Annotated in this window: 20 protein-coding genes and 1 pseudogene; 14 read left to right on the top strand and 7 right to left on the bottom strand. The window is 40.0% G+C overall.

The features are described from left to right. Positions 1-807: 807 nt before the first annotated feature. The 10 genes from PHF18_RS08610 (at position 808) to PHF18_RS08565 (ending at position 9,159) form a co-directional block, all read left to right on the top strand. Entirely contained in the window at positions 808-1,383 is a 576-nt protein-coding gene (locus PHF18_RS08610) for an archaellin/type IV pilin N-terminal domain-containing protein (RefSeq protein WP_300101186.1), read from the top strand. Positions 1,384-1,394: 11 nt separating this feature from the next. After that, on the top strand, positions 1,395-1,949 hold the full coding sequence (locus PHF18_RS08605) for an archaellin/type IV pilin N-terminal domain-containing protein (protein WP_300101183.1): 555 nt from the start codon (positions 1,395-1,397) through the stop codon (positions 1,947-1,949). Between the two features lie 70 nt (positions 1,950-2,019). Further along, complete coding sequence (locus PHF18_RS08600) at positions 2,020-2,733, top strand: hypothetical protein (protein ID WP_300101180.1); 714 nt, start codon at positions 2,020-2,022, stop codon at positions 2,731-2,733. Further along, entirely contained in the window at positions 2,715-3,191 is a 477-nt protein-coding gene (locus PHF18_RS08595) for a hypothetical protein (RefSeq protein ID WP_300101177.1), read from the top strand. The genes PHF18_RS08600 and PHF18_RS08595 overlap by 19 nt, the downstream gene beginning before the upstream one ends. Positions 3,192-3,195: 4 nt before the next feature. Then, complete coding sequence (locus PHF18_RS08590; protein WP_300101174.1) at positions 3,196-3,666, top strand: flagellar protein FlaF; 471 nt, start codon at positions 3,196-3,198, stop codon at positions 3,664-3,666. A 1-nt stretch (position 3,667) separates the two neighbouring features. Continuing rightward, the gene (locus tag PHF18_RS08585) at positions 3,668-4,384 is read left to right on the top strand and encodes an ATPase domain-containing protein (protein ID WP_300101171.1); all 717 of its coding nucleotides are present in this window, start codon (positions 3,668-3,670) and stop codon (positions 4,382-4,384) included. Between the two features lie 37 nt (positions 4,385-4,421). Next, the gene (locus PHF18_RS08580) at positions 4,422-6,284 is read left to right on the top strand and encodes a type II/IV secretion system ATPase subunit (protein ID WP_300101167.1); all 1,863 of its coding nucleotides are present in this window, start codon (positions 4,422-4,424) and stop codon (positions 6,282-6,284) included. Between the two features lie 11 nt (positions 6,285-6,295). Next, the gene (flaJ, locus tag PHF18_RS08575; protein ID WP_300101164.1) at positions 6,296-7,921 is read left to right on the top strand and encodes an archaellar assembly protein FlaJ; all 1,626 of its coding nucleotides are present in this window, start codon (positions 6,296-6,298) and stop codon (positions 7,919-7,921) included. 2 nt (positions 7,922-7,923) lie between these two features. Then, positions 7,924-8,886, top strand: a complete 963-nt coding sequence (locus PHF18_RS08570) for a hypothetical protein (RefSeq protein WP_300101161.1) — start codon at positions 7,924-7,926, stop codon at positions 8,884-8,886. Positions 8,887-8,997: 111 nt separating this feature from the next. Beyond that, positions 8,998-9,159: a hypothetical protein gene (locus tag PHF18_RS08565; RefSeq protein WP_300101158.1), complete on the top strand. Its 162-nt coding sequence runs from the start codon at positions 8,998-9,000 to the stop codon at positions 9,157-9,159. A gap of 716 nt (positions 9,160-9,875) precedes the next feature. On the opposite strand, the gene PHF18_RS08560 is transcribed toward PHF18_RS08565, so the two are convergent. Next, on the bottom strand, positions 9,876-12,485 hold the full coding sequence (locus PHF18_RS08560) for a valine--tRNA ligase (protein ID WP_300101155.1): 2,610 nt from the start codon (positions 12,483-12,485) through the stop codon (positions 9,876-9,878). 555 nt (positions 12,486-13,040) lie between these two features. Between PHF18_RS08560 and PHF18_RS08555 the strand changes: the two genes are divergently transcribed. Next, on the top strand, positions 13,041-13,313 hold the full coding sequence (locus PHF18_RS08555; protein ID WP_300101152.1) for a hypothetical protein: 273 nt from the start codon (positions 13,041-13,043) through the stop codon (positions 13,311-13,313). A 257-nt stretch (positions 13,314-13,570) separates the two neighbouring features. On the opposite strand, the pseudogene tnpA reads toward PHF18_RS08555, so the two are convergent. Beyond that, a pseudogene (gene tnpA / locus PHF18_RS08550) lies at positions 13,571-13,996 on the bottom strand (IS200/IS605 family transposase). Positions 13,997-15,630: 1,634 nt separating this feature from the next. Between tnpA and PHF18_RS08545 the strand changes: the two are divergent. Continuing rightward, positions 15,631-16,530, top strand: a complete 900-nt coding sequence (locus PHF18_RS08545) for a right-handed parallel beta-helix repeat-containing protein (protein ID WP_300101149.1) — start codon at positions 15,631-15,633, stop codon at positions 16,528-16,530. A gap of 622 nt (positions 16,531-17,152) precedes the next feature. Further along, positions 17,153-17,620, top strand: a complete 468-nt coding sequence (locus PHF18_RS08540; protein ID WP_300101146.1) for a DUF2124 family protein — start codon at positions 17,153-17,155, stop codon at positions 17,618-17,620. Positions 17,621-18,065: 445 nt separating this feature from the next. Here the strand turns inward: PHF18_RS08540 and PHF18_RS08535 are convergent, their stop codons facing one another. From PHF18_RS08535 to PHF18_RS08520, 4 genes are all read right to left on the bottom strand, one after another. Continuing rightward, complete coding sequence (locus PHF18_RS08535; RefSeq protein ID WP_300101143.1) at positions 18,066-18,719, bottom strand: HAD family hydrolase; 654 nt, start codon at positions 18,717-18,719, stop codon at positions 18,066-18,068. Between the two features lie 362 nt (positions 18,720-19,081). Further along, entirely contained in the window at positions 19,082-19,813 is a 732-nt protein-coding gene (locus PHF18_RS08530) for an HAD family hydrolase (RefSeq protein ID WP_300101198.1), read from the bottom strand. A gap of 135 nt (positions 19,814-19,948) precedes the next feature. Then, positions 19,949-20,902 carry a phosphotransferase gene (locus tag PHF18_RS08525; protein ID WP_300101141.1) on the bottom strand — a complete coding sequence of 318 codons (954 nt, stop codon included), beginning with the start codon at positions 20,900-20,902 and terminating at the stop codon, positions 19,949-19,951. 351 nt (positions 20,903-21,253) lie between these two features. Continuing rightward, positions 21,254-21,919 carry a molybdopterin-dependent oxidoreductase gene (locus tag PHF18_RS08520; RefSeq protein WP_300101138.1) on the bottom strand — a complete coding sequence of 222 codons (666 nt, stop codon included), beginning with the start codon at positions 21,917-21,919 and terminating at the stop codon, positions 21,254-21,256. A 157-nt stretch (positions 21,920-22,076) separates the two neighbouring features. Here PHF18_RS08520 and PHF18_RS08515 point away from each other — a divergent pair, with 157 nt between their 5' ends. Continuing rightward, positions 22,077-22,985, top strand: a complete 909-nt coding sequence (locus PHF18_RS08515; RefSeq protein WP_300101135.1) for an aminoglycoside phosphotransferase family protein — start codon at positions 22,077-22,079, stop codon at positions 22,983-22,985. A 7-nt stretch (positions 22,986-22,992) separates the two neighbouring features. Here the strand turns inward: PHF18_RS08515 and ahbC are convergent, their stop codons facing one another. Further along, positions 22,993-24,192, bottom strand: a complete 1,200-nt coding sequence (gene ahbC / locus PHF18_RS08510) for a 12,18-didecarboxysiroheme deacetylase (RefSeq protein WP_300101132.1) — start codon at positions 24,190-24,192, stop codon at positions 22,993-22,995. Positions 24,193-24,228 lie beyond the last annotated feature (36 nt).

Raw genomic sequence — 24,228 nt, 5'->3', positions numbered from 1 at the left:
GAAGAGCCAAATAAAAAACAACCTTCCTGTCCCAAGGTAATGATGGAGTTAATATCAAAAAAAGGTAAGTGAAAAGGACTTTCATTGTTTGGGCATGTTATTCGAAGAATTTCATGTGCGTTTTTCTGTTAAAAGTGTTTTACCCATATCCTGGCATTTTTTACTTCATATATACATTCAAACTGGCGATAAAAGATGCTCATTGAGAATTTATACGGCATATGTGAAAATCTCTGTACTAAAGTTCTTCTTCTAATCTATTTTTTTCTAACTCCTTATAATATAGGGGGGCACTGTAATTTTTATGTTGACGTATGCATAAGCATGTCCGAAGTCCTATTATAAAATTTATTTATTTGTCTATAATTATAGAATTGCTGAGTATGTGTCGCCGCAATTCGGGGAAAAACGAATCGTGAGCCTCTATATTATTAAAACGACTGGTTAATTAATTGAAAATCATTCATCTACTTTACTTTCTTATTTTTTTCATCAATAACTATAAAAATTATTTAATCAAGCAGTCCCCCTTATTTATGCCTGTATAAAAGCTAAATGGGAACACATTTATTCTGCAGTTAGATCAAACTTGTAATTATAATCAATATCAATAGGGTTAAATTTTGTTTAATTCCTTCTATGAATAATCTTAATAAACTCTCTTTTTCTATACCTTTTTTTTCAAATTAACTCTTATTTCTATAAACTTTTATAGGAAGTTAAATGCCTAACATACGAAACATTTATAATATATTCAGATATTATATTTGATGTTATAATAGTTGCAATATATTATGGTGAGTTATAATGTGGAATCGATTAATCAAAGATGAAAAAGGGTTTACGGGGCTTGAAGCAGCAATCGTGCTGGTAGCCTTCGTCGTCGTAGCTGCAGTTTTTAGCTACGTCATGTTGGGAGCGGGTTTCTATACAACCCAGAAAAGCCAGGAAGTCGTGCACACAGGTGTTGCACAGGCAAGCAGCAGCCTTGCACCTTCCGGAGATGTAATTGTGAAAGGAGGGGCTGATAACGATGTAGCTTCGGTTACATTTTATATAACAAACACCGCCGGTGGATCATCTGTGGACCTCAATAAAACAATAATTACCTACACAGATGATAATGATTTTAAAACAGACGCATATAGTGCCAGTGGGAACTGGACTTATACTGACGTAGTTAATAACGGTGGTCCAGTTAACCTGATTGAAAAGGGTGAGAAGTATAAGATTATACTCAATTTAACCAATCTCACAACATCAGAGCCTGGAGTAAACGAAAATATCAAGATTGATGTAAAACCACCAGAAGGTGCAGTCCTTATTCTTCAACGAACAATGCCTCCCGCACTTACTGCAGGCAATTATTATCCGGTTTTCTGAGGTGATCTGGCATGTGGAATAAACTTATAAAAGATGAGAAAGGGTTTACTGGGCTTGAAGCAGCAATTGTGCTGGTAGCCTTCGTAGTCGTGGCTGCAGTTTTCAGCTACGTCATGCTCGGAGCAGGGTTCTATACTACCCAGAAGAGCCAGGAAGTCGTGCACACAGGTGTAATGCAGGCAAGCAGCAGTGTTGAACTGAGTGGAGATTTAGTCGCCACAGGTGAAAATGATACACTTAAAGATCTCAATTTGTTCATACAACTTACTTCAGGCGGTTCATCGGTTGACGTTAATAAAACTCTTATAGTTTTTTCATCTCCAACTGAAGCGCCAACTGAATTAACACTTATTAACAGTGGATATAGTATCACAACTAAGTATAACGGGAACACCGATGACATCCTAGACAAGTTTGAGAAATTTGAACTAAAAATCCCTGTAAATACTTATGATATAGGACCTAACGAAGAGTTCCAGATTGAAATCAAACCTCCTCAAGGAGCTTCCTATACTATTCACAGGCAGGCACCTCCATCGATTGATGCAATAATGGTACTCGTCTGAAATTGAAGCAATAATGACACTCTTCTGAGTGCCATTATTTTTTATTTTTTAATGCTACAGCTTTGGTGATATGATGAATAGCAGGGAATCCTTCGACCAGTCCATGATTGATAAAATTGTAGCTACAGCTGAGAGCGACACTATAGAATCCAAAGTTGCAAGTCTTGAAGAAGAGGTAACTGAGATCAAAGGCTCTATCAAAAATCTCCTTATGGACATAAGGGAAACGATGAGTGTCCTGGAAAACCCTTTTCAGAATATTCAGGGTATTGCCAATATCTCCGGTGCCATAATAGATCCCAAGCCTGCTGATGATGGTAATAAAGAAGGTCATCCGCCTAAAAAAGATGAACCAAAAGAAAATGAGTCTGATGACATAGACCTGGAATTAATGGAGCAGATCCATAAGAGTCCATTTGAAGATATGAGGCAAGTTGCTAAAAAATTGCCTAAAAGAAATGACTCTAAACTTATTGATCCCCTGTCCTTTTACAAGACCATTGTCTGGAGCAAGGACATGGTGGGGAAATATGACCAGGACGCCATAAAGGAATTAATTGGAGTCTTCTCGCTCTTAGGGTATATTCCCGATGATATTAAGGAGATTATTCTTAAAGTCATTGAGATCCTGGGCAAAAACAATAACCTCGATGACGCAGTGGTGGACCTGTATAGACTTTATCATATACTTAATCCCGAAGATCAGTCTCTTGACTCCAAGGTACTGGACTATGTCCTGAATGAAAATGATACGGTGAAGAACGCATGTCAAAGGAAGTCATAACTTCAGCAATACTCATAATAGTGAGTGTTATAGCTGTAGTGTCCTTTGTTAATGCCATTCTTCCTTCTGTATATGGTCTGTCTGAATCTTATAACTCCGTTGCACGTACTATGGAAGATCAGTTTAAATCAGATATAGATATTATATTTATTTACCCTGAAGGTAACGATGTTTTCGTCTGGGTAAAAAATGTCGGGTCATCAAATATACCCCTTTCACAGCTACAATTCTGTGATGTTTTTCTTCTTTCTTCTTCAAACTACTGGAACCCTGGTTTTGAATCTGCTTTATCTCCTTCATGGGTTTACACTCTTGAGAATGGGGATAGTGGTGATACATGGAACCGTGGAGAGACCATTAAGATAGCAATAAATCTTGATTCTCTGCCAGCTGGCACTTATAAAATTAGTTTTTTCCTTTACAACGGGATATCAGTATCAGATACATTCTCAAAGTGATATTATGGGCCTTGATACAGTAATTGTGGCGTTCTTTGTAGTTGGAACTATTCTTGTTGTAGCGGGTACTGTAACAATGGGGACCAGTAATCTTCTCGAATCTTCTTATCACGGATACGTTGCAATTCATGAAACAACTATGGATAGGCTTCACACCAGTATTGAAATTCAGGATCTAAGGTTTAACGTTTCAACAAATCTTACCAGTTTCACAATTGTAAATACAGGTGAAACCAAATTAATCGACTTTGGTCTCTGGGATGTTATCTTAGTTAAAAATGGTCAGGTGTCCTATTTGAATGAGTCTCAGTACATAATAACATTTGATGACGAGCTAATAAATCCCGGTATTCTGGACCCGCATGAAAGTATTAACGTTGCATTATTAATTGATCTTGAATCCGATGACAGTTTTATTGTAAAAATTATCACTGAAAATGGTATAGTCTCTTCTGCAGAACATGTGGGTGAATAAAATGGGGCAAACAGAGGATAAAGAGGGCATTATTTCAAGTGGCAATGATGAAATTGATAAAAAATTAGGTGAGGGCATCCCTTTAGGTTCCCTTGTACTCATTGAAGGTGAAAACGATACCGGGAAGAGTGTATTCTGCCAGCAAATGGTGTATGGCGGATTGAATCAACTTTACAGGATAGCCTATTATTCAACTGAAAATACCATTAAAAGCATGCTGGCTCAAATGGATAGTCTGAGCCTTGACATCTCGGATTTTTACGTATGGGGCTATTTTAGGATTTTTCCGGTTCATCTTGACGGTGTTGAATGGACTTCCATGCAAATGAAAGGGACTCTGCATCTTGTTATAAATCACATTAAAAGTATTAAAGAAAAAGTCATTATAATTGACTCCCTCACAATGTTTACTACTTACTCTGATGAGGATAACATACTTGGATTCCTCACAAGTTTGAAAAATTTGTGTGACAAAGGGTACACGATCTTCATTACTTTGCATCAACACGCTTTCAAAGAGGACACACTTGTCAGAATAAGGTCTTCATGTGATTGTCATCTATTTCTGAGAAAGGAGCAGCTCACTGATCGCTATATTAGCGTTATGGAAGTCGCAAAAATCAGAGGGGCTAAGAAAAGCACAGGTAATATAGTGAGTTTTGAAGTCCAGCCTGGATTCGGTTTAAAGATAATTCCAATATCACAGGCCAGAGTCTAAAAAAATTTTAAAGTAACTAACCACACATGGAGTTGACATGGAGAGTATTGAGGATAAGCTGAGTATTGAAGAGAAGCTGATTATTGAAGATGGTCAGGTGCTTAATGCAGGAGTATATACAAATTTTCCGTTTAAACCAAAAAAATATGATGGGCATGACCATTCAAACCTGAAAACATGTAACCTTTACAAGCTCCTCCCTCCGGAAATGAAAAAGGAGGTCGAAATCAACCTTCATCTTCTGGAGTACCTGCATATCCTGCCCATAGATACAATGGGTATACCCAGATATGTTTCTAATCTTGAATCAAAACACGGCGATATCGAAGATTCCAATTTGATCTACAAGGTCAACGATCAGATCTATGTGCACATTTATCCAAACAAAAACGACGTAAGGAATTTCTATATTCCTATTGAGCCTATACTTCTTACCGGAGTTGGGAGCCGCATTAAAGAAATGGAAATCCAACTTGTGGATTATCTTACCGGGGTTGATTTTGATCCTGAAAATGTAGTAGAAAAGGAAAGGATACTTAGAGAAGCCCTGGAGTCTATTTGCATAATAGGCAAAAAAAAGCCAGCTGGCAATTCCACTTCCGGGGTTAATAAACTATTTGGGTCCATATTATTTCCATCCAGGGGCAATCTGGATAAAAAGCATATGTACGTAACAAAGGAGCAGTATGACGCTCTGAAATACTCAGTTATCAGAGACAAAATAGGAGTGGGCTTCCTTGATCCCTACATAAATGACAGGCATATTGAAGATATAACATGCAATGGTCTGGGACCGATCTTTATTGAACATAAGGTGTTCAAGGGTTTGAGAAGCGTTCTTGAATTTAATGACAATGATGCACTCAATAAATATATTATCAGGCTTGCAGAGAGGATCGGAAAGCCCATCACTTTCAAGAACCCCATAGTGGACTCCACCCTCCCGGACGGGTCAAGGATTAATATTGTTTTTGGGGACGATATCAGTAAAAACGGGAGTAATTTCACCATACGAAAATTCGCTGACATTCCGTTCAGTATTCTTCAGGTTATAAAAGGTGGGACCATGGATTACAGGATGGCAGCTTACCTGTGGATTCTGATCGGGGAAGGAATGAGCGGTTTTATCTGCGGGGAAACTGCGAGTGGAAAAACAACTACGTTGAATGGTATTACAGCATTTATAAATCCTGATGCAAAACTGGTTTCAATTGAAGATACGCCTGAATTGCAGATCCCTCATAAAAACTGGACAAGAGAAACAACAAGAGGAAGTACGAGGGGTGCAGGAATCGGGGAAGGCAGCGGTTCGGATGTTACAATGTTTGACCTCCTCAAAGCAGCATTGAGGCAGAGGCCAAACTACATCATTGTCGGAGAAATTCGAGGCGTTGAAGGAAACGTAGCATTCCAGGCTATGCAGACCGGACACCCTGTCATGTCAACCTTTCACGCTGCAAACGTAGAAAAATTGATCCAGAGAATTACCGCTGATCCTATTAATATTCCTAAAACGTACGTAGATAACCTCAACTTTGTCATAATTCAATCTGCGGTTCGGAGACCGGATGGTAAACTTGTGAGAAGAGTTATCAGTATAAATGAGGTTCTCGGCTACAATCCGGATAAAGGTGGAATTTCATTCATTGAAGCCTTTTCCTGGGACCCTGTTACTGATTCATTTATTTTCAGTGCTCTGGGAAGTTCATATATCCTTGAAAATAAAATTGCTTCAAGGCTTGGAATTCCTGGCAAGAAAAAGAAAGTCATGTATGATGAAATAGAAAAAAGGGCAAAAATACTGGAGAGATTAAACAATGAAGGAATTGTAAATTATTACGACTTTTTCAATACAGTCGCAAAGATTACAAAACATGGTATGCTGAGAGTTCAATTCTAATGGTGATTTAGATGGGAACCTATGGGGTAAAAAACATTTTCAACAAAAAGTCTAATTCACAATCTATTTTAGACTGGCTTTCTCTTAAACTCAGACGTTACCAGAAAGAACTCTTTATGAGTAACGATCTGCTTTTTACTCTTACTTATATGGCGTCAATCTCAACTGCTAATCTAACAAGAGACAAAATATTCTCAAGCATATCTAATAAGAAAGAATATTGTCCAAGTGAATATTTTGGTCAGATTAGAGAACTGGCTCAGAACTGGCATTATGATTACGCCAATGCGTGTGAACTCATATCCACAAAAGTAACTCACGATAGAATGCGGGAACTTCTTAACAGGTTATCAAATGCTATAGCTGCAGGAGAACCTGATAATGAATTTCTAACCAAAGAATGGAAATTATTTAAGACAAAAAGAATAGACGAGTTCGAAAGAGACCTTGAAACCACCAAAGAATGGTCAAACGCTTACACAGCGTTGCTTGTTTCTACCTCCCTTGTAGCTATTATTATATTACTTTCAGTAATTTTATATAATATTGGGGATCCGGCAGATACGCTTCATTCCACAATGGTTATTATATTTTTTATGGCGTTTCTTGGGGTGGGCTTACTTTTTTCATCCTCTCCTAAAGATTCTAAAGTCCACGGTTTAAGCGTAAAATCAACAGAGCAGGTATACATCCATAAGTGGCTTCCTCTTACTCTTATTTTATCTGCTCTGTCTGTTATAATATTCACCATTATACCGGCTCTTATCGGTTCACCTGATTTTTTCATTGATATTAAAGGAGTCGGAATGATTCTTGCAGGAGTTATTATGCTGCCTGTCGGGATTGCGGCAAATAGAGATATTGATAAAATTAACAAAAGGGATGAAAGTTATACCACTTTCATAAGAAGTCTTGGGTCTATTATAAGTGGTTCCGGTCTGACAGTTCCAAAAGCCCTTCAAAAGATTGATCCTAAAAACCTTGGAGAGCTCAAAGACATGAGCCAGGAGCTCTACAAGAAACTGGCAACCGGACTGGATTCTACGCTGTGCTGGGAGAGATTTGTCGGAGAAACGGGCAGCTATTTGATTTACAAATTTACAAATGTTTTTGTAGATGCTGTAAATTTCGGGGGTAATGCAGAAGTAGTAGGGGAGCTTGTGAGCTCGTCCAACCTTGAACTGGTTCTTTTAAGAATGAAAAGGGAACGCATATCCAAAGGATTTACCAGTCTTGTCATACCTCTGCATGTAGCAATGGTTTCCCTTCTTCTTTTCATCGGCCAGATCCTTACGATTTTTTCTACTATCATATCAACCCTTTTTTCCCAGTTTGAGGCTAATAACGGAGAACTTGGAGATATTATGCCCAGCGGCATGGGTGGCATGAATATGGGAATATTTGGTGGGGTTCCGGTCGAATTACTCGGGAAATTTGTTGTAATAGTTATTATTATTCTAACTCTTGCTAACATATTAGCAATTGTTGCTGTAAAAGGGGGACCAATGTACTTAGCAATCTATTATGGTATATCTATATTTATCCTGTCAGGAATACTGATGATTATAACTCCTCCTTTAGTGGAAATGGCCTTTTCATTTAATGGAGCACTTGATAGTCTTGCAGCAGGTGTATAAATATGGACTTAAAAACCATATACGAAACAAATTTTACGATCTTTATAGGTATTTTTGTAACTCTGGCTATAATGGGGACAACAACTCTCTATGATAAATATAAAAGTAAAGGCGGAGTGCCAGTCGATCTCGAGGAGTTTAAGTCTTTTTCGAATCTGACTCAGAAAATAACAACTTTTAGCTCTGAGAGCTTGAAGCATTTTTCTGAGTATAGCAAAAAACTTCGTGGTTCAATCCAGAATAGCTTCGATTCAAGTCGGAAAAGCTCCATTTCAGTCAAAAGAGACTCCAGCAAAAATAACCCTGAAAAAGTGGAACCAATATTCCTTAAAACAAAAGATGCTATTCAGAAGTTTTTTGGTAACTTACGCAATAAAATTTCATCTATTTCATCCACTTTACCTCGCAGGAATAAACATGATGACGAAATATTTGTTTCCTTATCTGATAAAAAGGAACAGAATAAAAAGGAACCAAATTCAAAATTTAGCGTAACTGATGATGTTAACAATCTTGAGAAAGTGGTCGAATCCAAAAAAGACGAGTTAGATTTTGATAATGACCTTCTAACTAAAATGTCCACGGCAAGCACTTTAAAAAGCAATAGTTCTGAAGCTAATATAGCAGAACCGTTTTTTGGTGCGATGCCTTCAGAATTTGATGAATCACTTGAGAAGGATTTAATGTTAGATGGGAATGAATTTGATATTAAAATTGATGGACTGGATAATGAACCCGATGAAGATAACTTCTCATTTGATGCCGATTATACAGAAATAAAGTTTGGTGACGAAAGTGACAGTCTATTAGCTTCACTAAAAAATGATATCGTAATTTCTAATGAAAAGAAGGTCAATTTTATGGGTGAGATTCAAGGAGAAGATCTGGATTTGAAGCTTATGAAATCCGACCTTGAAGGTGTTCTCAAGGATCTAAAAAAACACGGGCGATATTTAAAATCATAACTTATCAACGGTTTATGATAGGAATGATCAAAAATTTTCAGTACTCTAACTGAGATCTGAACTTAAATAAAAAAATAAATTGTATATATAAAGCAAAGTGAGTGATGAAAAATGGTAGATGCAAAATATATTGGACTTATAGTTTTAGCAGTATTTTCAGGATCAATGCTTGTATACACATGGTTGTCCCTGTATAACAGATTTGATTCCGGTGTAATGTTCTATGCAGCGCTTCTCATATTCTCTTTTTCTCTGATGCTGGTAAAGAGGTAAAATGCCAGTAAATAATTAAAAATATGTATGAGGATTTCGAAAAACCTGAAAAATTAAGCACCATGTTGTAAATTCCAATAGAAATTTGCTGGAATTACAGGTTAATTGAAATCCTCTCCCACAGTTGGTTCCTGATTAACTGTTTGATCTATCCCGGAGTCCCGGAGGAAATCTTTAATTTATTTCTCTCTGCGCCGCAACGGGATGAGTCGCCTGTCAGCCAGATAAAAAATAACCTGCAAACCAACCCCGCAATTAAGGGAGATAAAATACTGAAGGAATGCCTTCAGGTTCAAGAAAATACTTGCCTTAATCGGGGGATCGATTTTCAAAAAAAGCAAAAAAAGGTAAAAGAAGCAGATAGTTCTCAATTTCCCTGTTCACTTCTACATATTAGTTCCTTACAGGTGTCACCAGTTGTTTCCCAGAGGGCTCATTCTTTTCTTTTTTCTTTTTCTGGGAAAGGCCGCTCTCCTGCGTCGAGCGTGGCAAGAACGACTTAAAACAGCTAATGACGTTGTATAGATTAGAGATAGTGTAGCTTAGCCCTTCTGAACGAAGCTCACTGCTCTAACCTATAAATTAGTCCTCTTCAGCGCAGCGAATAAGTTCACTACTAAAATCCATAAAGTAGTCCTCTTGAGCGCAGCGAAAAGGACCGCGTACTCCCGAGGCGCAATTCGGGCGAGGCGAAAGTCGGGAAGGTAAGCTTCGGCTTACCTGACAATTACGACTACTGCGCCTTTTATATCAAGAACGTCTACCTCACGGCCACCGGAGATTACTTCTTTCCGGACTTCAACTGCCCCGGGTTCGAGTTCTATTGCTTCGCCGTTTACGGTAACGGTTATTTTTCCTGAAGCTGCCTGAGCTTCAATTGCAGCAGGATCTTCTGCCTGAAGAGCTTTCACAACGGCTCCGGCATCTTTCCTGAAGCGTGGTCCCAGGAAGCCCATATTAGGCTTTACTTCCACAGGCACATACTCAAATGAAGGAGCACCTTCCATAAGCTCCACTTCAGAGTTCGTAGCCCCTGCAATATCCCCTGTATCGATCTTTACATTGTAGATCTCTATTTTTTTCAGAGGGGAGTTCAGAGCCATTCCCTTGTCTGATTTATATCTGCGGACCTCGCTCGTGATCTCTTTGATCATTTCGCCGGCGGCTTCTGCTTCTTCGCTTATCAGGCTTTCGTCAACTGCAGGCCAGGCCTGGATATGTACACTTTCACTGCTGAACCTGGAGTACATCTCTTCTGCAAAGAAAGGTATGAACGGAGCAAGCAGAAGGGAGAGGGTCCTGATTGTTGTGTAAAGTACATACCGGGCTGCTTTCTTGCCTTCAGGGTCTTCTCCGTAGAGCCTGCCTTTCACAAGTTCCAGGTAGTTATCTGCAAGGACTTCCCAGGCAAAGCCTCTTATGGCCTTGAATGTGGAATCAAACTGGTATCCGTCAAGCTCCTTTGTGGCAGTGTCAACAAGCCTGTTAAGCTTGCTCAGGAGCCACCTGTCAATTGGAAGGAGGGAATCCAGGGGGAAGTTTTCAGCATCTTCAGGTTTAAAGTCCTTTAAGTGGGACATCGAGAATCGGTAGATGCTCCACATCTTCTGCAGGAAGCGTGAGGCTGAAACCACATCTTTCCAGCGGAACATAACATCTGAGCCTGTGGAACCTCCAACAGCACCCCACTGCCTGAAAGCGTCAGCACTGTGCTGTGCTGTCACTTCTTCAGGGGAGATTACATTTCCGAGAGACTTGCTCATCTTATGCCCGTCCGGTCCGAGCACCATCCCGTTGACCATTATAGAGTCCCAGGGACGTTTGCCTTCAAGAGCCAGGCTCCTCAGAATTGTGTAGAAAGCCCAGGTCCTGATAATGTCATGCCCCTGGGGGCGGATCTGTGCAGGCAGGCGGAGCTCATGCTCGCTTTCCCATCCCGATACGTGCAGAGCAGTGATCGAGGAGTCCATCCAGGTGTCCAGCACATCTGTCTCAGGTTCAAACTCAGTTGAACCGCAGGCACAGGCTTTTTTTGGTGTATTTTCGTTGGGGTCGATAGGGAGCCAGCTCTCTTCGGCAATCATGACCTCCCCGCACTTTTTGCAGAACCAGATGGGAATCGGGGTTGCAAAGATCCTCTGCCTGGAGATACACCAGTCCCATTCCATCGTGCCTGTCCAGTTCTGGAGCCTGACCTTCATATATTCAGGGTACCAGTTAATCTCATCTGCAGCTTTCAGGATACCTTCAGGGTTAATTTTTACGAACCACTGGGGTTCGGAAAGGATTTCAATCGGAGTGGAGCAGCGCCAGCAGAGCCCTACATTCTGATCAAGAGGCTTCTGGTCATAGAGGAAACTCCCGGCTTTCAGGTCTGCAATTACAGCTTCCCTGCATTCGGCCAGGCTCATTCCTTCATATTTGCCTGCTGCTTTTGTCATCTTACCCTGTTTGTCGATGGCTTTTATTAGAGGCAGTCCATACTTTAACCACCAGCGCACGTCCTGCTTGTCCCCAAAGGTACAGATCATCACAGCTCCGGTCCCGAATTCAGGTTCAACATCTTCGTCTTCAATCAGTGGCACTTTCTGCCCGAAGATAGGCACTGTGAGGGTCTGTCCTACGTATTCTTTGTAGCGTTCGTCTTTGGGGCTTACGGCTACGGCAACACAGGCTGCCATCAGTTCTGGCCTTGTGGTTGCGATGTCTACTTTGTCAAAGTGGACGAAGTTAAGTTTCGTTTGCCTGGCATCATACTCTACTTCTGCAAAAGCAATGGCAGTTTCACAGCGAGGGCACCAGTTGACAGGGTGGTCTTCGTGATAAATGTGCCCGCCATTGTACATCTTGACAAAGGACTTCTGTGTCTTTACAAAGTATGAGGGCTCCATGGTAACGAATTCGTTGCTCCAGTCCACGGAAAAACCCAGACGCAGCATTGTTTTGCGCATCTTGTCGATGTTTCCTCCCGTAAGCTCCCTGCACATCCTGCGGAACTCCGCTCTGGGGACCTGGTTTTTCGTAATGCCATGGGTTTCTTCAACCTTAACTTCCGTTGGCAAGCCGTGGCAGTCCCAGCCCTGGGGGAACATTACGTTATATCCCTGCATGCGTTTGTATCTGGCGATAAAGTCGATATAACACCAGTTGAGCGCGTTTCCGATGTGGAAATTGCCTGTAGGATAAGGAGGCGGGGTATCAATAATATACTGGGGGCGGGTATCTTCTCCCCAGTTGAAGTGGTACATGGAGAGGTTCCAGTTCTCCATCCACTTTTCCTCAACCTCGTTTGCATTGTATTCTTTTGGAATTTCCGATTCTGTCATAAAGACACTCCATGATTAGGAAATAAGTGTAAGAATTTCTTGGGTTTTAGAGTGCTTGCGATTATTTAAATATATCTGGTTTTGGATGCAATAGAAAGCTCTGACTGTGCAGAAAATGTCAGATTATGTGTTTAGTTTTTATGTCTAGTTTTTGTTGATTGTATTTTTTTCCCGGGGAAACGGTAGGTTGTCAATTGTTATGTGATTGGTGTTTTGAAACACTTAAGCGTTAGAAGGTCTCGTAGTGTCCACTTTGAATCGGTGATCCCACATTCTTTCGCAGGTGTGTTTATCATTTAGGACTTACGTAATTTAAAGGAGAAATCAATAGCATTAAACCACAATAGATCGCCAATTGTCTAAAACATGTATTTAAGTGTAATGCCTGATGTACTTGGTTTTGTACCTTAAGTGCATGAGGCCTGACTATAGTATTATGCCTGACTATAGTATTATTATAGTATAATCTGTCAAACAGGGGTTAATTACGACTTTCTGCTTGTTTGCGTATCTTCATAAACAATAAAGTGCAATAATAATCTGGAGTGAATAATTGTGAATAAATTTATGAAAATAGTGGGTTGTATCTTAGCAGCAATAGGGTTTGCTTGTGTTGTAAAATACTTCATGAATTGCAAAGAAGGTCGCTGTTTATGTGGTTGGCATAACATAAAAGTAGAAGACGAAAAACCAGCTGATGAAACTGTAACGCATAACATAAAAGTAGAAGACGAAAAACCAGCTGATGAAACTGTAACGCATAAAATAAAAGTAGAAGATGAAAAACAAACTGGTTCAAGGTATGGTTCTAATCCGATCCATTATTAAACCCGACAACCATACGTGGAAGGATTATACTCAACTTCCAGGATAAGGATCGGAATGTTGGAAATCCGGTGTGAATACCTTGCCTGTCGAAAAACCAGCTGCTCATTAAAGATGAGCAGATAGAAAACCTAAACGAAGTTGCCCAAAATCAAGCGGTTCATGTTTTAAATTTTTTTAAATGTTTTTATATGAAAATTTTGTTATATGAAAAAGTGTAAAACCCCTGAGTTTTAGCTCAGGGGATATAAGCGTCAACTTCAACCCTGATTCCGTATATAATATTCGGCAGGTTCTTTACTAACTTTTCCGATAGTAGACGCAAAATACCCCTCACTCCATAACGTATTTTCACCCCAATAATACTTCTTCAAATACTTCTCCAGATACTCTTTTTGCACTTTCCACAACCTGTTAGTAGATTCTTGTTTCAATTTTCTGACAATTGACAGAACACTAACTTTTGGCTCACTCTTAATCAGGAAATGAATATGATCTTTGTCAGTTTCCATTTCGAGAATTTCAAAGTTCGATTCTTTTGAAATATCAGATCTAATTTGTTTAAGCTCTTCGCTAATTGGTTCCTGTACGTTTTTCCGATACTTGCAAACAAAGATTATCTGATACATTATCAAAAATTTGCGATGATTTTTGGTCCCACATTTCCTGTTTAACTAAAAATACATAAGTTGTTAAACCATATAAGGAGAGCTTAAAACAGCTACCATATCAGGGACGTGTAAAGGGGATTACTATATCAGTATTCTTGTAGAAGATGGAAAAGATATTCCTGCAAAACAAGTCTTTTCAGAATCAACTTTTTCATGGTTATTGATTCGTGAACTGCTCCCCTCTGTCGGGCAGAAGCTCTCCGAGGAAGGGGACTTCCTGCTGAGCCTCTGCACCCCCTGAGTTAAATGTAAGCATTTACGCTCAAAACCATGTTACCAAAGACAAAGATTCTGTGCCGGATAACAAATGTACTATATATATGAGAAATATGGATAAGAATCAAAATGAGAGTATCCGAGCAACAGGTCATGGATAATTAAGGAATAAAACAGAAGAATAAAACCGTTTTATGATATGGAAAGGTCGCTGGCAGAAAGAAAGGTCTTAAAGGGCGTGTGTAATGTTTCCCTTGAGAGATTTTCTAAGACTGGAGCTATAATTAATTAAAAATGGAATCACTTGAATTGAAGATTCATAAAGTGGCAGGGATTTAGATATAATTCAACCTGGATATAAATAAAATTAATTGTAACATTAACGAAGTAATGAAATACGCCACATTCTAAATTTATAACTGCATAAGTTCCACAGTAATATTATTAATTTACTCCACATAAGACTTTTAAAAATCAATTGTAATTTATTAATGGCGGCCATTATATGCTAATAATTGATCTGAATTTTGACGATTCCAGAAGATAATTAACGTTTCAAAATCATAATGAAAAAATAGCATATAGTAACATGTAAATGTCAATAAATGGCAAAACCGTGGACAATTTTTTACAAACTCAACTTTTTTATATTTGTATCAATGAATAAATTTGCCTAAAATTATTAAGGATGATAATCGAAGGATGAAAATGGGAAACTATGTATGTACCTGAACTTCGTCCAAATAAAAAAACAGGCATGTAAAACTTGAAAATCTCTTATAATTATAAATTTTATCCTTTTAATTCACGCAATAATTCCCTTAATATCCTGTTTATTCATGGATTCAAAAGCCCGAAACAATTATAATTAAACCTAATTGTGAGGCACACTTATTAAATTTATTTGCCAAAATACCAAAAATCTTTTATAACAGGGTCACATAAGCCCAGAATGTCAACTCATTAATTCAATAACAGGTGAATGAAAAACTCTTTCAGAGGAGTTGACCTGGCTAAAGGCCATGATTAATTAAAACAGGAAGTATTGACCAGAAGATCAGTATCCTATGTTCAGTAACTGGTCAAAAACAACGTTTGACTGGTAGAAGCCAGAGCTTCTCATGTCCTGCCACCTCCAGTGACCAGTCCCTAATCAAGTGATTGGAGCGTGGAAACTCTGTGTGCACCGTGTCCGCCCCACAAAAACGCAGAGAACCGAATTGGATAGGTTCAAAAATATTACGAAGACGTAATATCGAATTTAGAATTATCGCATAGATCCGACCTAATTATATGATTCTTTGAAGAGTCGATCTAATTAGTTTCGGAAAAAAGGTATTACGAGTACGTAATATGAAATTTTGGGAAAAGTAAAGAATTACCCTATAATATTTTGATTTACTTAAATCCCTATAATCCAACCCAAAGGTGATATGATGCTAAAACGTCAGCTAGGAACCCTATTCCTGGCAATCTGTCTTATTATGACTACCGTACCGGCTGCACTATGCGCCCAGAGTACGCAAACTATAACTGTTGCCGGAGATGGAAGCGGAGACTTCAATTGTGATGGAAAGGACGATCATGTCCAGATTAACCAGGCTCTTGAATCTGCAGCAAATAATCCAGGCACAACCGTCCATCTCAAAGGCCCATTCACATATGTTATAGGCGATTCTCTTCTGATCGGCAGCGACACGATCCTTGAAGGAGATTCCGGTGTAATAATTAAGCTCGCCAAAGGACTACCTGTCTGGGGTGGGCGTGAAAGTAGTATTTCAGAAAAGAAAGCTATGCTTATGGTCAGAGGCGGTTCTGCAAGCAATGTTGCAATAAGAAGCTTAACTGTTGATGGTAGTCAGAGTGACTATTACTCAGGTGTCAGGCTTGGAACCTCCTGTTATAACATGGCAACCATAGTAAATTGCAATGGATTAACAATCCAGAATGTTACATTCCAGAATGGATGTAATGATGCCATGCTTATTTCAAAGTCCAGTAACATAGTGATAGATACGGTAACTGTAAACAAATGTGGACATGACGGTGTATATGCCTATCATGTAAATGGCATTACAGTTAAAAACTCTAAATTTATTAACCGAACTAATTCATCCGTTAGGTTCGATTCCGTTACCGATGGAGTCATGACAAACAATGAATGTACTACATCTGGCGGCGGATATGCAGGTTTAGAATTACAGGGAACTCTTAACAACATAGAAGCTTCCGGCAACTATTTCCATGACTTATCTGCTCCTGCAATAGTACATTTGAATACAAAAGAAACAAATGTAAACATCCACGATAATAGAATTGAAAATTGTGGATAAGGAACTTTATTAATTGGGAAACTCTCAGTTCATTAACTGAGAGCCAATTTGATTTATTTTTTCTGAACAATTAAGATTAAAAATCCATCTAATAACCAATCCCTAAAAAGCGATTGGAGGTTGAAAACTCTGTGTTCAACATGTCCTCCCTGCATCAATTTCTATTCTTACGCTGTTTTGTTACATCTGAAAAATGCTTTTTATAAATGCTTTTAATGCTTTTTATAAATGCTTTTAATGCTTTTTATAAATGCTTTTGATTCTTATCATGAGCGCGGGTGTCAGGAGTAGCATAAAACTCTAAAATCTCGTATTCTGTAAGCTTTTCATGTTTCAGGCTCTGGTTGTTTTCAGGTACCTTAACTTTATCGGAAAATTTTTAACTATTTTCGGCTGCCATATTTTTGTTGTAATTTTTATTACGTTCAGTAATAATATTCCGTTAGATATATGTAGAACTTGAGGTGAGTTTAGTCATCAACTCAACTTATTTAAGGAGATGTTTCCAATCTTATTGTAGAAACAGATATAATTTGCACAAAAATATTGCTGCAAAGAAAGTGCTCAAAAAGCAGGATTTTAGTGAAACATCAATAAGGAGAAGAGTTAGGAGAAGATTTTCATGAAGATAATAAACACATCTCAAGGAGTAGGAGGAATCCTGAACAGTTTCAGGGGCCTTGTCGAAGGAGCAGAAAAGATCACTTTTGTTGGGACTCCGGGCTTTTGCACCCCCTTTGCCGAGCTTCTGGGTTTTGTGGTCAGGGACCGAAAACTTGCTTTTATCCCCAATCTGAACTTTGAAAAAGCCAGGTCAATATCCATGGCTCCTGAGGGGATGCAGCTTGGAGAACCTGTAGATGGTCATGCTGACGTCGTTGTCCTGCTTGGCGGGCTTGCAATGCCAAAGATTGGCACAGACCTTGTACAAACTGGAGAAATTGCAATCAAGGTCCTCGAAGGGTCGGATAAAAGAAAAATTATAGGAGTCTGTTTCCAGTCGATGTTTATGCAGCAGAAATGGGATCAGGTTATTAACTTTGATTATATTATTAATGCCGACCTGGATATTGAAGTGCTTGAAACCTGAAACTGCAGAAAATACAATAATCATACTGCTTAAAGCAGTTTACTTTACTGCTTAAAGTGGTTTTCTTAACAATTTTTGTCCATCTTTTTTATCGAAGCTGGATCATTCCTGATTTTCAGGTGGACCCTTATTTTTCAAGTGATCTTTCGTTTCCAGGACCCTTTTGTATATTTTCTCCATTTATCTACGCGAGTATTGCGGGAAAAAGCTGACGAAGTGACAAATCGTGGGTAACAGGCGGTTATGTTAAATATTATTGTTTAGACAATAATTGTTGATGCAATAATGATAATTCTACTGATTACTGAGACAGGAGTTGTTTACACAATAAAAAGCTCTTTAATCAGGCAAACTAGCCACAATAACAAGCTTAGCTCTTTAATGACACATACACTAAAAGCAAATAAATTAAAAAAGTTAAACGAAAAAACATATAATACTTAATTTATGCGTATTTCCACGCGCTGTGGATGTGCATTGCATTCATTCCGAGGCTCTGAGGTGGATATATATCGTTTTCCGGTGTGTCTCCGATAGAGAGCACTTCCCAGGGCTCAAGCCCCAGGCCGTCGAGAGCCATCCTGAAGAGCCGGGTGTCAGGCTTCTTGATACGGTGGTCCGAAGACATAATTACAAAATTAAAACGATCGTACAGGCCCAGGAAGCGAAGCTCCTGTTCCGTAAAAACCCTCTGAGCATTGGAAACAATGCATTTGGGGATATTTCTATATTTTTCAAGCAGGCGCAGGCTCTGAGGGTAAGCTTCCAGTTTCTTTAAAGACGCAGTTCTGAAGACCTTGGCTGTTTCAATCCCAAGCCAGAAGGGATCGATTTCTCTAAAGGCATTTTCGGCGCAGATCTCGGTAAAAATCTCTTCTATACGGATATCAGGGTGCTGCTGGCCTGAGTTCCCAAGCCTGCCTATAACTTTCCACCTGTATTCTTCCCTGAGCCGATTGGGTTCTATCCTCACTCCCTGATAAAGTAACCATTTACTTACTTTTTCGTTTGTTTCCCGGCTTCCTTCATCTGTTTTGATGTCAATGAGAGTTTTATAACAGTCAAAGATTAAACCTTTAATTTTTCCATTTTGGAGCATAGGGCTTCTCCCTTTATTTTTTTAATTTAATCAAATTTTATCCTGGATCGGATCTTGTGTATATTTTTTCTCTACTTATATGACAATGTGCCTAATAGTATATAGATATTGTGTAAATACCCATAGTAGTTCTAAGAACAATATATATCCCCATGTTACCTATAGCTCCCTGCTCAAATACTCTTCTATCTCTCATTCTCTTGAACGAACATTATTGCAAAATCAGATAGAGTGGGGTCGAAAGCCGGACCATTCATTTTCTGATATTTTAAAAATATCAGGAGATGGACCCGGGACTAACAAAAATAGAAAGAGAGTTAAAAATAAGCAGCTCCAAAAAAGAAAGGGAACGTTTTTTAAAATCAGTCAGTTAGTTCGAACTGCTTCCAGGCTTCTTCAATAGTCATGGCCCTCATCCCGAGCTTTCTGGCTGGAAGTATCTCGTTTTCGTAAGAGTCCCCGAGGGACATAACACACTTGGGTTCGAGTTCGAGTTCCATCCTTTTGAGTGCGGTCATGAAAAGCCTGAGGTCAGGTTTCTTGTACCCTACATCCGACGAGAAAATCACAAAATCAAAGTAATCGTAGAGCCCGAGGTACCGGAGTTCCAGTTCGGAAAAGACCCTCTGTCCGTTGGAGATTATGCACTTGGGGATGTTTATGCAGTGCTCAATTAGCTTTATGCTCTGAGGAAATGGGCGGATTTTTCGTATAGATGCTGCCCGAAAGACTCTTGAGGTCTCAATTCCGAGGAGTTTTTCATCGATTTTCCAGATAGAGTTTTCCCTGCAGATCTCGGCAAAGATTTCCTCCACCCTGATCTCGGGGTATATCTCCTTTGAGTCCTCCATCCTTTCCTGCACCTTAAACATGTAAGTATCCCATAGCTTTTCCGGCTTTATTTTTACCCCATGGTAAGCAAGCCATGCGCTTACAGTCTCGTAAGTCTCGATCCTGTGTTCTTCGGTGTGGATATCGATAAGCGTCTGGTAGCAGTCAAAAATAACACCCTTTATCTGACAGCTCTCAAATACTTCTTCCCCTGCTCCGGCAGGAGCGCCCAGAAAGGTGATAATGCCCTCGCTGTTTTCCAATTCATGGTTCTTTGAAATGTTCTTACCTCCCGTATCCCCTTGATGATTGTTTTTAGTCCCCTTTATTTTATCCTTCAATCCTCTTAATTTTACTCTTCAATCCCCTTAATTTTACCCTAAATTCTATCTATTTCCTTAATTCCCTCTATTAATTGCACTTAAACATTCAAGTGCTTCTCTTATCAGGTAATTCCTGTAATCGCTCTGGTGAAGCCTTGCCGAACGAAGCAGTCCTATACTCATGAAAAAAGGCAGAATTCTGGTAATGTATAAAAAATCCTTTTCTCCGCGGCTGTACTTCCAGAGGAAATTCCCTATATACGGCTCGGCTTTCCAGCCTCCTCCTTTGTGCAATTCGAACTCGTTCTTAAGTTCCGCAGTAAGAATTCCGAGATCCCTTACAGGATGTGCCTCATACCAGGAGCTTTCAAAATCAAGTGCATAGGGCTGTCCTTTGCAAAAAATATAATTGGAGGGGGTGACATCCCTGTGAACCATACATCCACATTCCCGGTCGAGCCAGGAACTGTACCACCATTCTCCAAGGAGTTTGTTGAAAGTCTCCCTGGTGCTGTTATCCAGTTGCAGGTGGTCCAGCACGTCATGATAGTTTCTGAACTCATTTTCTTTATTGTAAGTGGATGACTGTGTATTATCATGCAGCTGCCTTAGCATGTGAGCCACAGCAGCAAGCTTTTCATAAAGGTCCTCTTCGCGTTTAAGGTACCAGCCCAGAGATTTTCCGGGTACGTGTTCGGTTACAAGGGCACAATTAAAATCTTTATTTACTGCAAGAGGCTTTGCAACATTTATTATCGAAGCTGCTTTTTTCAGGTTCCGGTATTCATTCATCATGCCTTTATATGAGTTGTAAGCTTTCAGCTTCCCTGTAGGTTCGGCAAAAAATTTTGCAATCACGCTGAAGTGTTCTCCTTTGAACTGATACCTGCAGACAGTGTGAGATGAATTGTACTTAAAAACGTCTACACGGCATTTTTTATCGCGAATCCGGTTCCCTACAACTTCTTCAACAAGCCAGTCCCTGAATGGGTCCCCAGGGTACAAAGTATTAACATGGCTATTTGCCACTTCAAATTACCCCCATTTTTCCAGCCTCAATCTCAACAACTATCAATCTCAACAACTATATTCTTTGTCTCTCAACAACTATATTCTTTGTCTCTCTGTTTCTCTTCATTTTAGCAGTACTGCAATGAAATACAACCCTGAAGCTTAGCACTCACGAAGCGTAGCTCTCATGAATTATAGAAATCATTACTCATGAAATATAGTAGAATAAAAGGTAGAAATAATCAAACCCTGTTATAATCAAACGTAGCCAGGACAGGATTTGATTCCTTGTTTTGAATTTCTAATACTGGTAAGAGTATACTATAGCCCGTGTATCTTATATTATTATTGGTATTTCAATACGAACTTTTACCCTCTTCTTTCAAAAGCAGGTCCGCCGACATCGGCTATGTTATTGTACCCGCGCTCCTCCCAGTACCCTCTATAAGGTGAGTTGCCGAGTTCGATTCTTACTATCCATTTCGCCCATTTGTACCCATACTTGTCTTCAGCCACAAGCTGCAGGGGAAACCCCCTTTCAGGTGGCAGGGTCACATCATTTAGTTTATATGCAAGTATAATGTCGTTTTCCAGCAGATAGTCCTTATCAAGAGCGGTGGAGTACCCGTCAGCGCTGTAAAAAATAACGGTTGTTGCATTTTCCATAGCCCCTGCTTCTTCAAAGATTTCAGCTATCTTTACTCCTGTCCATTTTGCAGTAAAGCCCCAGCCTTCCACACAGTTAAGGTCGATAACTTTCGAAGTCTGAGGTAACCCGGTTATTTCTTCATACGTAAAGTTTCGGGGGTTTTCCACAAACCCATCAACCTGCAGCCTGTAACTTTCCCTGTCAATATACTGAGTGCCCTTGATGGCGTTGTTTCGCTGCTGTGCAATAGGGGTTAACTGTTCCCCCTGATAAGAATTAGTTTCTGTCTGGTTGCCATAGGCTCCTGTGTCTCCTCTGTCGGATACGCAGCCTGAAATGGCTGTAAATATAACTGAAAAAATCAGAAGTAAATGAATCGGCTTCATCTATTTGCCCTTCCTCCCTAAACTCTTTTTCTGACTTTTCTTTTATAAAAATATGCGTTCAGTATTAATAAATGGTTATTTATTAAAGAAAACTCTAAAGTTGTGATCTAGAATAAGCAGCAATAACTGGGTTTCGATTCTCATAGGGGTTGTTAATTTGATTAAATTCTTTAATGAAATTCCTGATTCCTGCAAATGGCAAATAGTTGAGCCAATTAAAAAAGGCTGGTCAAGTGATCAGAAATACTATATCAGAACCGCAGAAGGTAGAGAATTTTTACTCAGAGTATCGGATATCTCGCAATATGAGAATAAGATACAGGAGTTTGAAGCAATAAAACAGCTTGACAATCTTGATATTTTGGTACCGCATCCGATCGATTTTGGAATTTGCAATAGCGGTCAGTCTGTATATTCTTTACTAACCTGGATTGAAGGAAGGGATGCAGGAGCTCTTCTTCCGGAGCTGAATAATAAGGAGCAGTACCGGCTTGGTGTTAAAGCTGGTGAAATATTAAAAATTATACATCAAATTCCTGCGGCAAAAAATCTAATACCCTGGTCAGAGCGTTTTAATCGCAAAATAAAAAGAAATATTGCCGATTACGAAGCTTGCGGGATTCGCCTGAAGGGAGCAGATAAAATAATTGAATACATAGAACAGAACCGATATTTACTGGATAATCGCCCTCAGTGCTTTCAGCATGGGGATTATCACATCGGAAATATGGTTGTTACGGAATCCGGAGAGTTAGGAGTTATTGATTTTAATAGGCTTGATTACGGTGACCCATGGGAAGAATTCAACCGCATTACATGGTGTGCAGATATAAGTGCCATATTTGCATCGGGGCGCATAAATGGGTATTTTGGCCACGAAGTACCCGCTTTGTTTTTCAGGCTAATGGCTTTATATATTGCAAGTAACCAGCTTTCATCAGTTCCCTGGGCAGTTAAATTCGGACAAAAAGAAATCAGCACGATGCTCAAGCAAGCAGAAAATGTTTTGAAATGGTATGACGGATTTGAATCATGCATTCCAAAATGGTATATTAGTAAAGCCTGAATTATTTTCAGGCTTTGTTGTATCCGATTTCTTCTTTTGTGAGGTAGCAGGCAGGGTCGTCTGCCCAGACGTTCCCGTACACGGCTTCGGCTCGAACTCTGAAGTTTCCATTGCAGATGTCGAACCATTTGCAGTGGGCGCAGCGGTCAGCATTAGCCTGAATAAGGGGTTTCCGGTTCTTGAGCCCGGCCATCAGTTCGTCGGAAAGGTCGGTCCAGATCTCACTGAAAGGTTTTTCGCGGACGTTTCCGAAGGAGTAGTGTCTCCAGAACTGGTCGGCGTGCACGGAGCCGTCCCAGGAAACGCAGCCGAAACCTATCCCTGAGGAGTTACCCTGGTTCATGGAAAGGAGTTCGAACACTTCTGCTGCCCTTTTGGGATTTTCTTTCAGCAGTTTCAGGTAAAGGTACGGGCCGTCGCAGTGGTTGTCCACGGTCAGGACTTCTGCGGGGAAGCCTTTCTCGTGCAGGGCTTTTGTCCTCTCGGCAATCAGGTCCACAGCCTTCCTTGATTCTTCAAGGGAGAGGTCTTCGTCCACCATCTTCGAACCCCTGCCTGCATAGACAAGGTGATAGAAGCAGATCCTGGGGATTTTTTCTTCTTCCAGGAGGTCAAATATCGCAGGGATGTCCATGACGTTCTGCTTGTTAATGGTGAAGCGGAGCCCGACTTTTATGCCTTCTTCCTGGCAGTTATGCAGGCCCCTTAGAGCTGCATCGAATGCTCCCTGCATGCCCCTGAATTTGTCATTTGTCTCTCTTATGCCATCAAGGGAAATTCCTACGTAAGAAAGTCCGACCTCTTTTAACTTTTTTGCAAGAGGTTTGTCTATGAGAGTCCCGTTTGTTGAGATTACGGCTCTCATCCCTTTTTCTCTGGCATAAGCTGCAAGCTCCGGCAGGTCTTTTCGCATCGTGGGCTCGCCCCCGGAGAAAAGCATAACCGGAGAGCCAAAAGCTGCAAGGTCGTCGATCAGGGCTTTTCCTTCCTCAGTCGAAAGCTCATCCTTGAACTCCATGTCCTTTGCCTGGGCATAACAGTGGACGCATTTCAGGTTGCATCGACGGGTCATGTTCCAGACTACTACCGGTTTTTTATCTTTCGAAAACTGCAGAAGGTGAGAGGGAAGCCTCTTTGAATCCCTTTCATAGCGAAGGGCATCAGAAGGTTCCACGGTTCCGCAGTAAAGTTTTGAAATGCCTATCATGTCGATCCGTCAAAATTAAGATTGTTTTCCAGAATT

Origin of the sequence: Methanosarcina sp., assembly GCF_028693135.1 — an archaeon.
Classification (GTDB): domain Archaea; phylum Halobacteriota; class Methanosarcinia; order Methanosarcinales; family Methanosarcinaceae; genus Methanosarcina.
The sequence above is the reverse complement of the archived record's forward strand: the minus strand, read 5'-3'. Positions and strand labels throughout refer to the sequence as shown.

What these genes read in the sequence shown, in the direction of transcription:
- PHF18_RS08605 (WP_300101183.1), top strand. Translation starts at nt 1,395, where the DNA reads ATGTGGAATAAACTTATAAAAGATGAGAAAGGGTTTACTGGGCTTGAA.
- PHF18_RS08565 (WP_300101158.1), top strand. Translation starts at nt 8,998, where the DNA reads ATGGTAGATGCAAAATATATTGGACTTATAGTTTTAGCAGTATTTTCA.
- PHF18_RS08535 (WP_300101143.1), bottom strand. Translation starts at nt 18,719, where the DNA reads ATGCTCCAAAATGGAAAAATTAAAGGTTTAATCTTTGACTGTTATAAA.
- PHF18_RS08610 (WP_300101186.1), top strand. Translation starts at nt 808, where the DNA reads ATGTGGAATCGATTAATCAAAGATGAAAAAGGGTTTACGGGGCTTGAA.
- PHF18_RS08545 (WP_300101149.1), top strand. Translation starts at nt 15,631, where the DNA reads ATGATGCTAAAACGTCAGCTAGGAACCCTATTCCTGGCAATCTGTCTT.
- PHF18_RS08585 (WP_300101171.1), top strand. Translation starts at nt 3,668, where the DNA reads ATGGGGCAAACAGAGGATAAAGAGGGCATTATTTCAAGTGGCAATGAT.
- PHF18_RS08560 (WP_300101155.1), bottom strand. Translation starts at nt 12,485, where the DNA reads ATGACAGAATCGGAAATTCCAAAAGAATACAATGCAAACGAGGTTGAG.
- PHF18_RS08580 (WP_300101167.1), top strand. Translation starts at nt 4,422, where the DNA reads ATGGAGAGTATTGAGGATAAGCTGAGTATTGAAGAGAAGCTGATTATT.
- PHF18_RS08570 (WP_300101161.1), top strand. Translation starts at nt 7,924, where the DNA reads ATGGACTTAAAAACCATATACGAAACAAATTTTACGATCTTTATAGGT.
- PHF18_RS08520 (WP_300101138.1), bottom strand. Translation starts at nt 21,919, where the DNA reads ATGAAGCCGATTCATTTACTTCTGATTTTTTCAGTTATATTTACAGCC.
- flaJ (WP_300101164.1), top strand. Translation starts at nt 6,296, where the DNA reads ATGGGAACCTATGGGGTAAAAAACATTTTCAACAAAAAGTCTAATTCA.
- PHF18_RS08540 (WP_300101146.1), top strand. Translation starts at nt 17,153, where the DNA reads ATGAAGATAATAAACACATCTCAAGGAGTAGGAGGAATCCTGAACAGT.
- PHF18_RS08600 (WP_300101180.1), top strand. Translation starts at nt 2,020, where the DNA reads ATGATGAATAGCAGGGAATCCTTCGACCAGTCCATGATTGATAAAATT.
- PHF18_RS08590 (WP_300101174.1), top strand. Translation starts at nt 3,196, where the DNA reads ATGGGCCTTGATACAGTAATTGTGGCGTTCTTTGTAGTTGGAACTATT.
- ahbC (WP_300101132.1), bottom strand. Translation starts at nt 24,192, where the DNA reads ATGATAGGCATTTCAAAACTTTACTGCGGAACCGTGGAACCTTCTGAT.
- PHF18_RS08595 (WP_300101177.1), top strand. Translation starts at nt 2,715, where the DNA reads ATGTCAAAGGAAGTCATAACTTCAGCAATACTCATAATAGTGAGTGTT.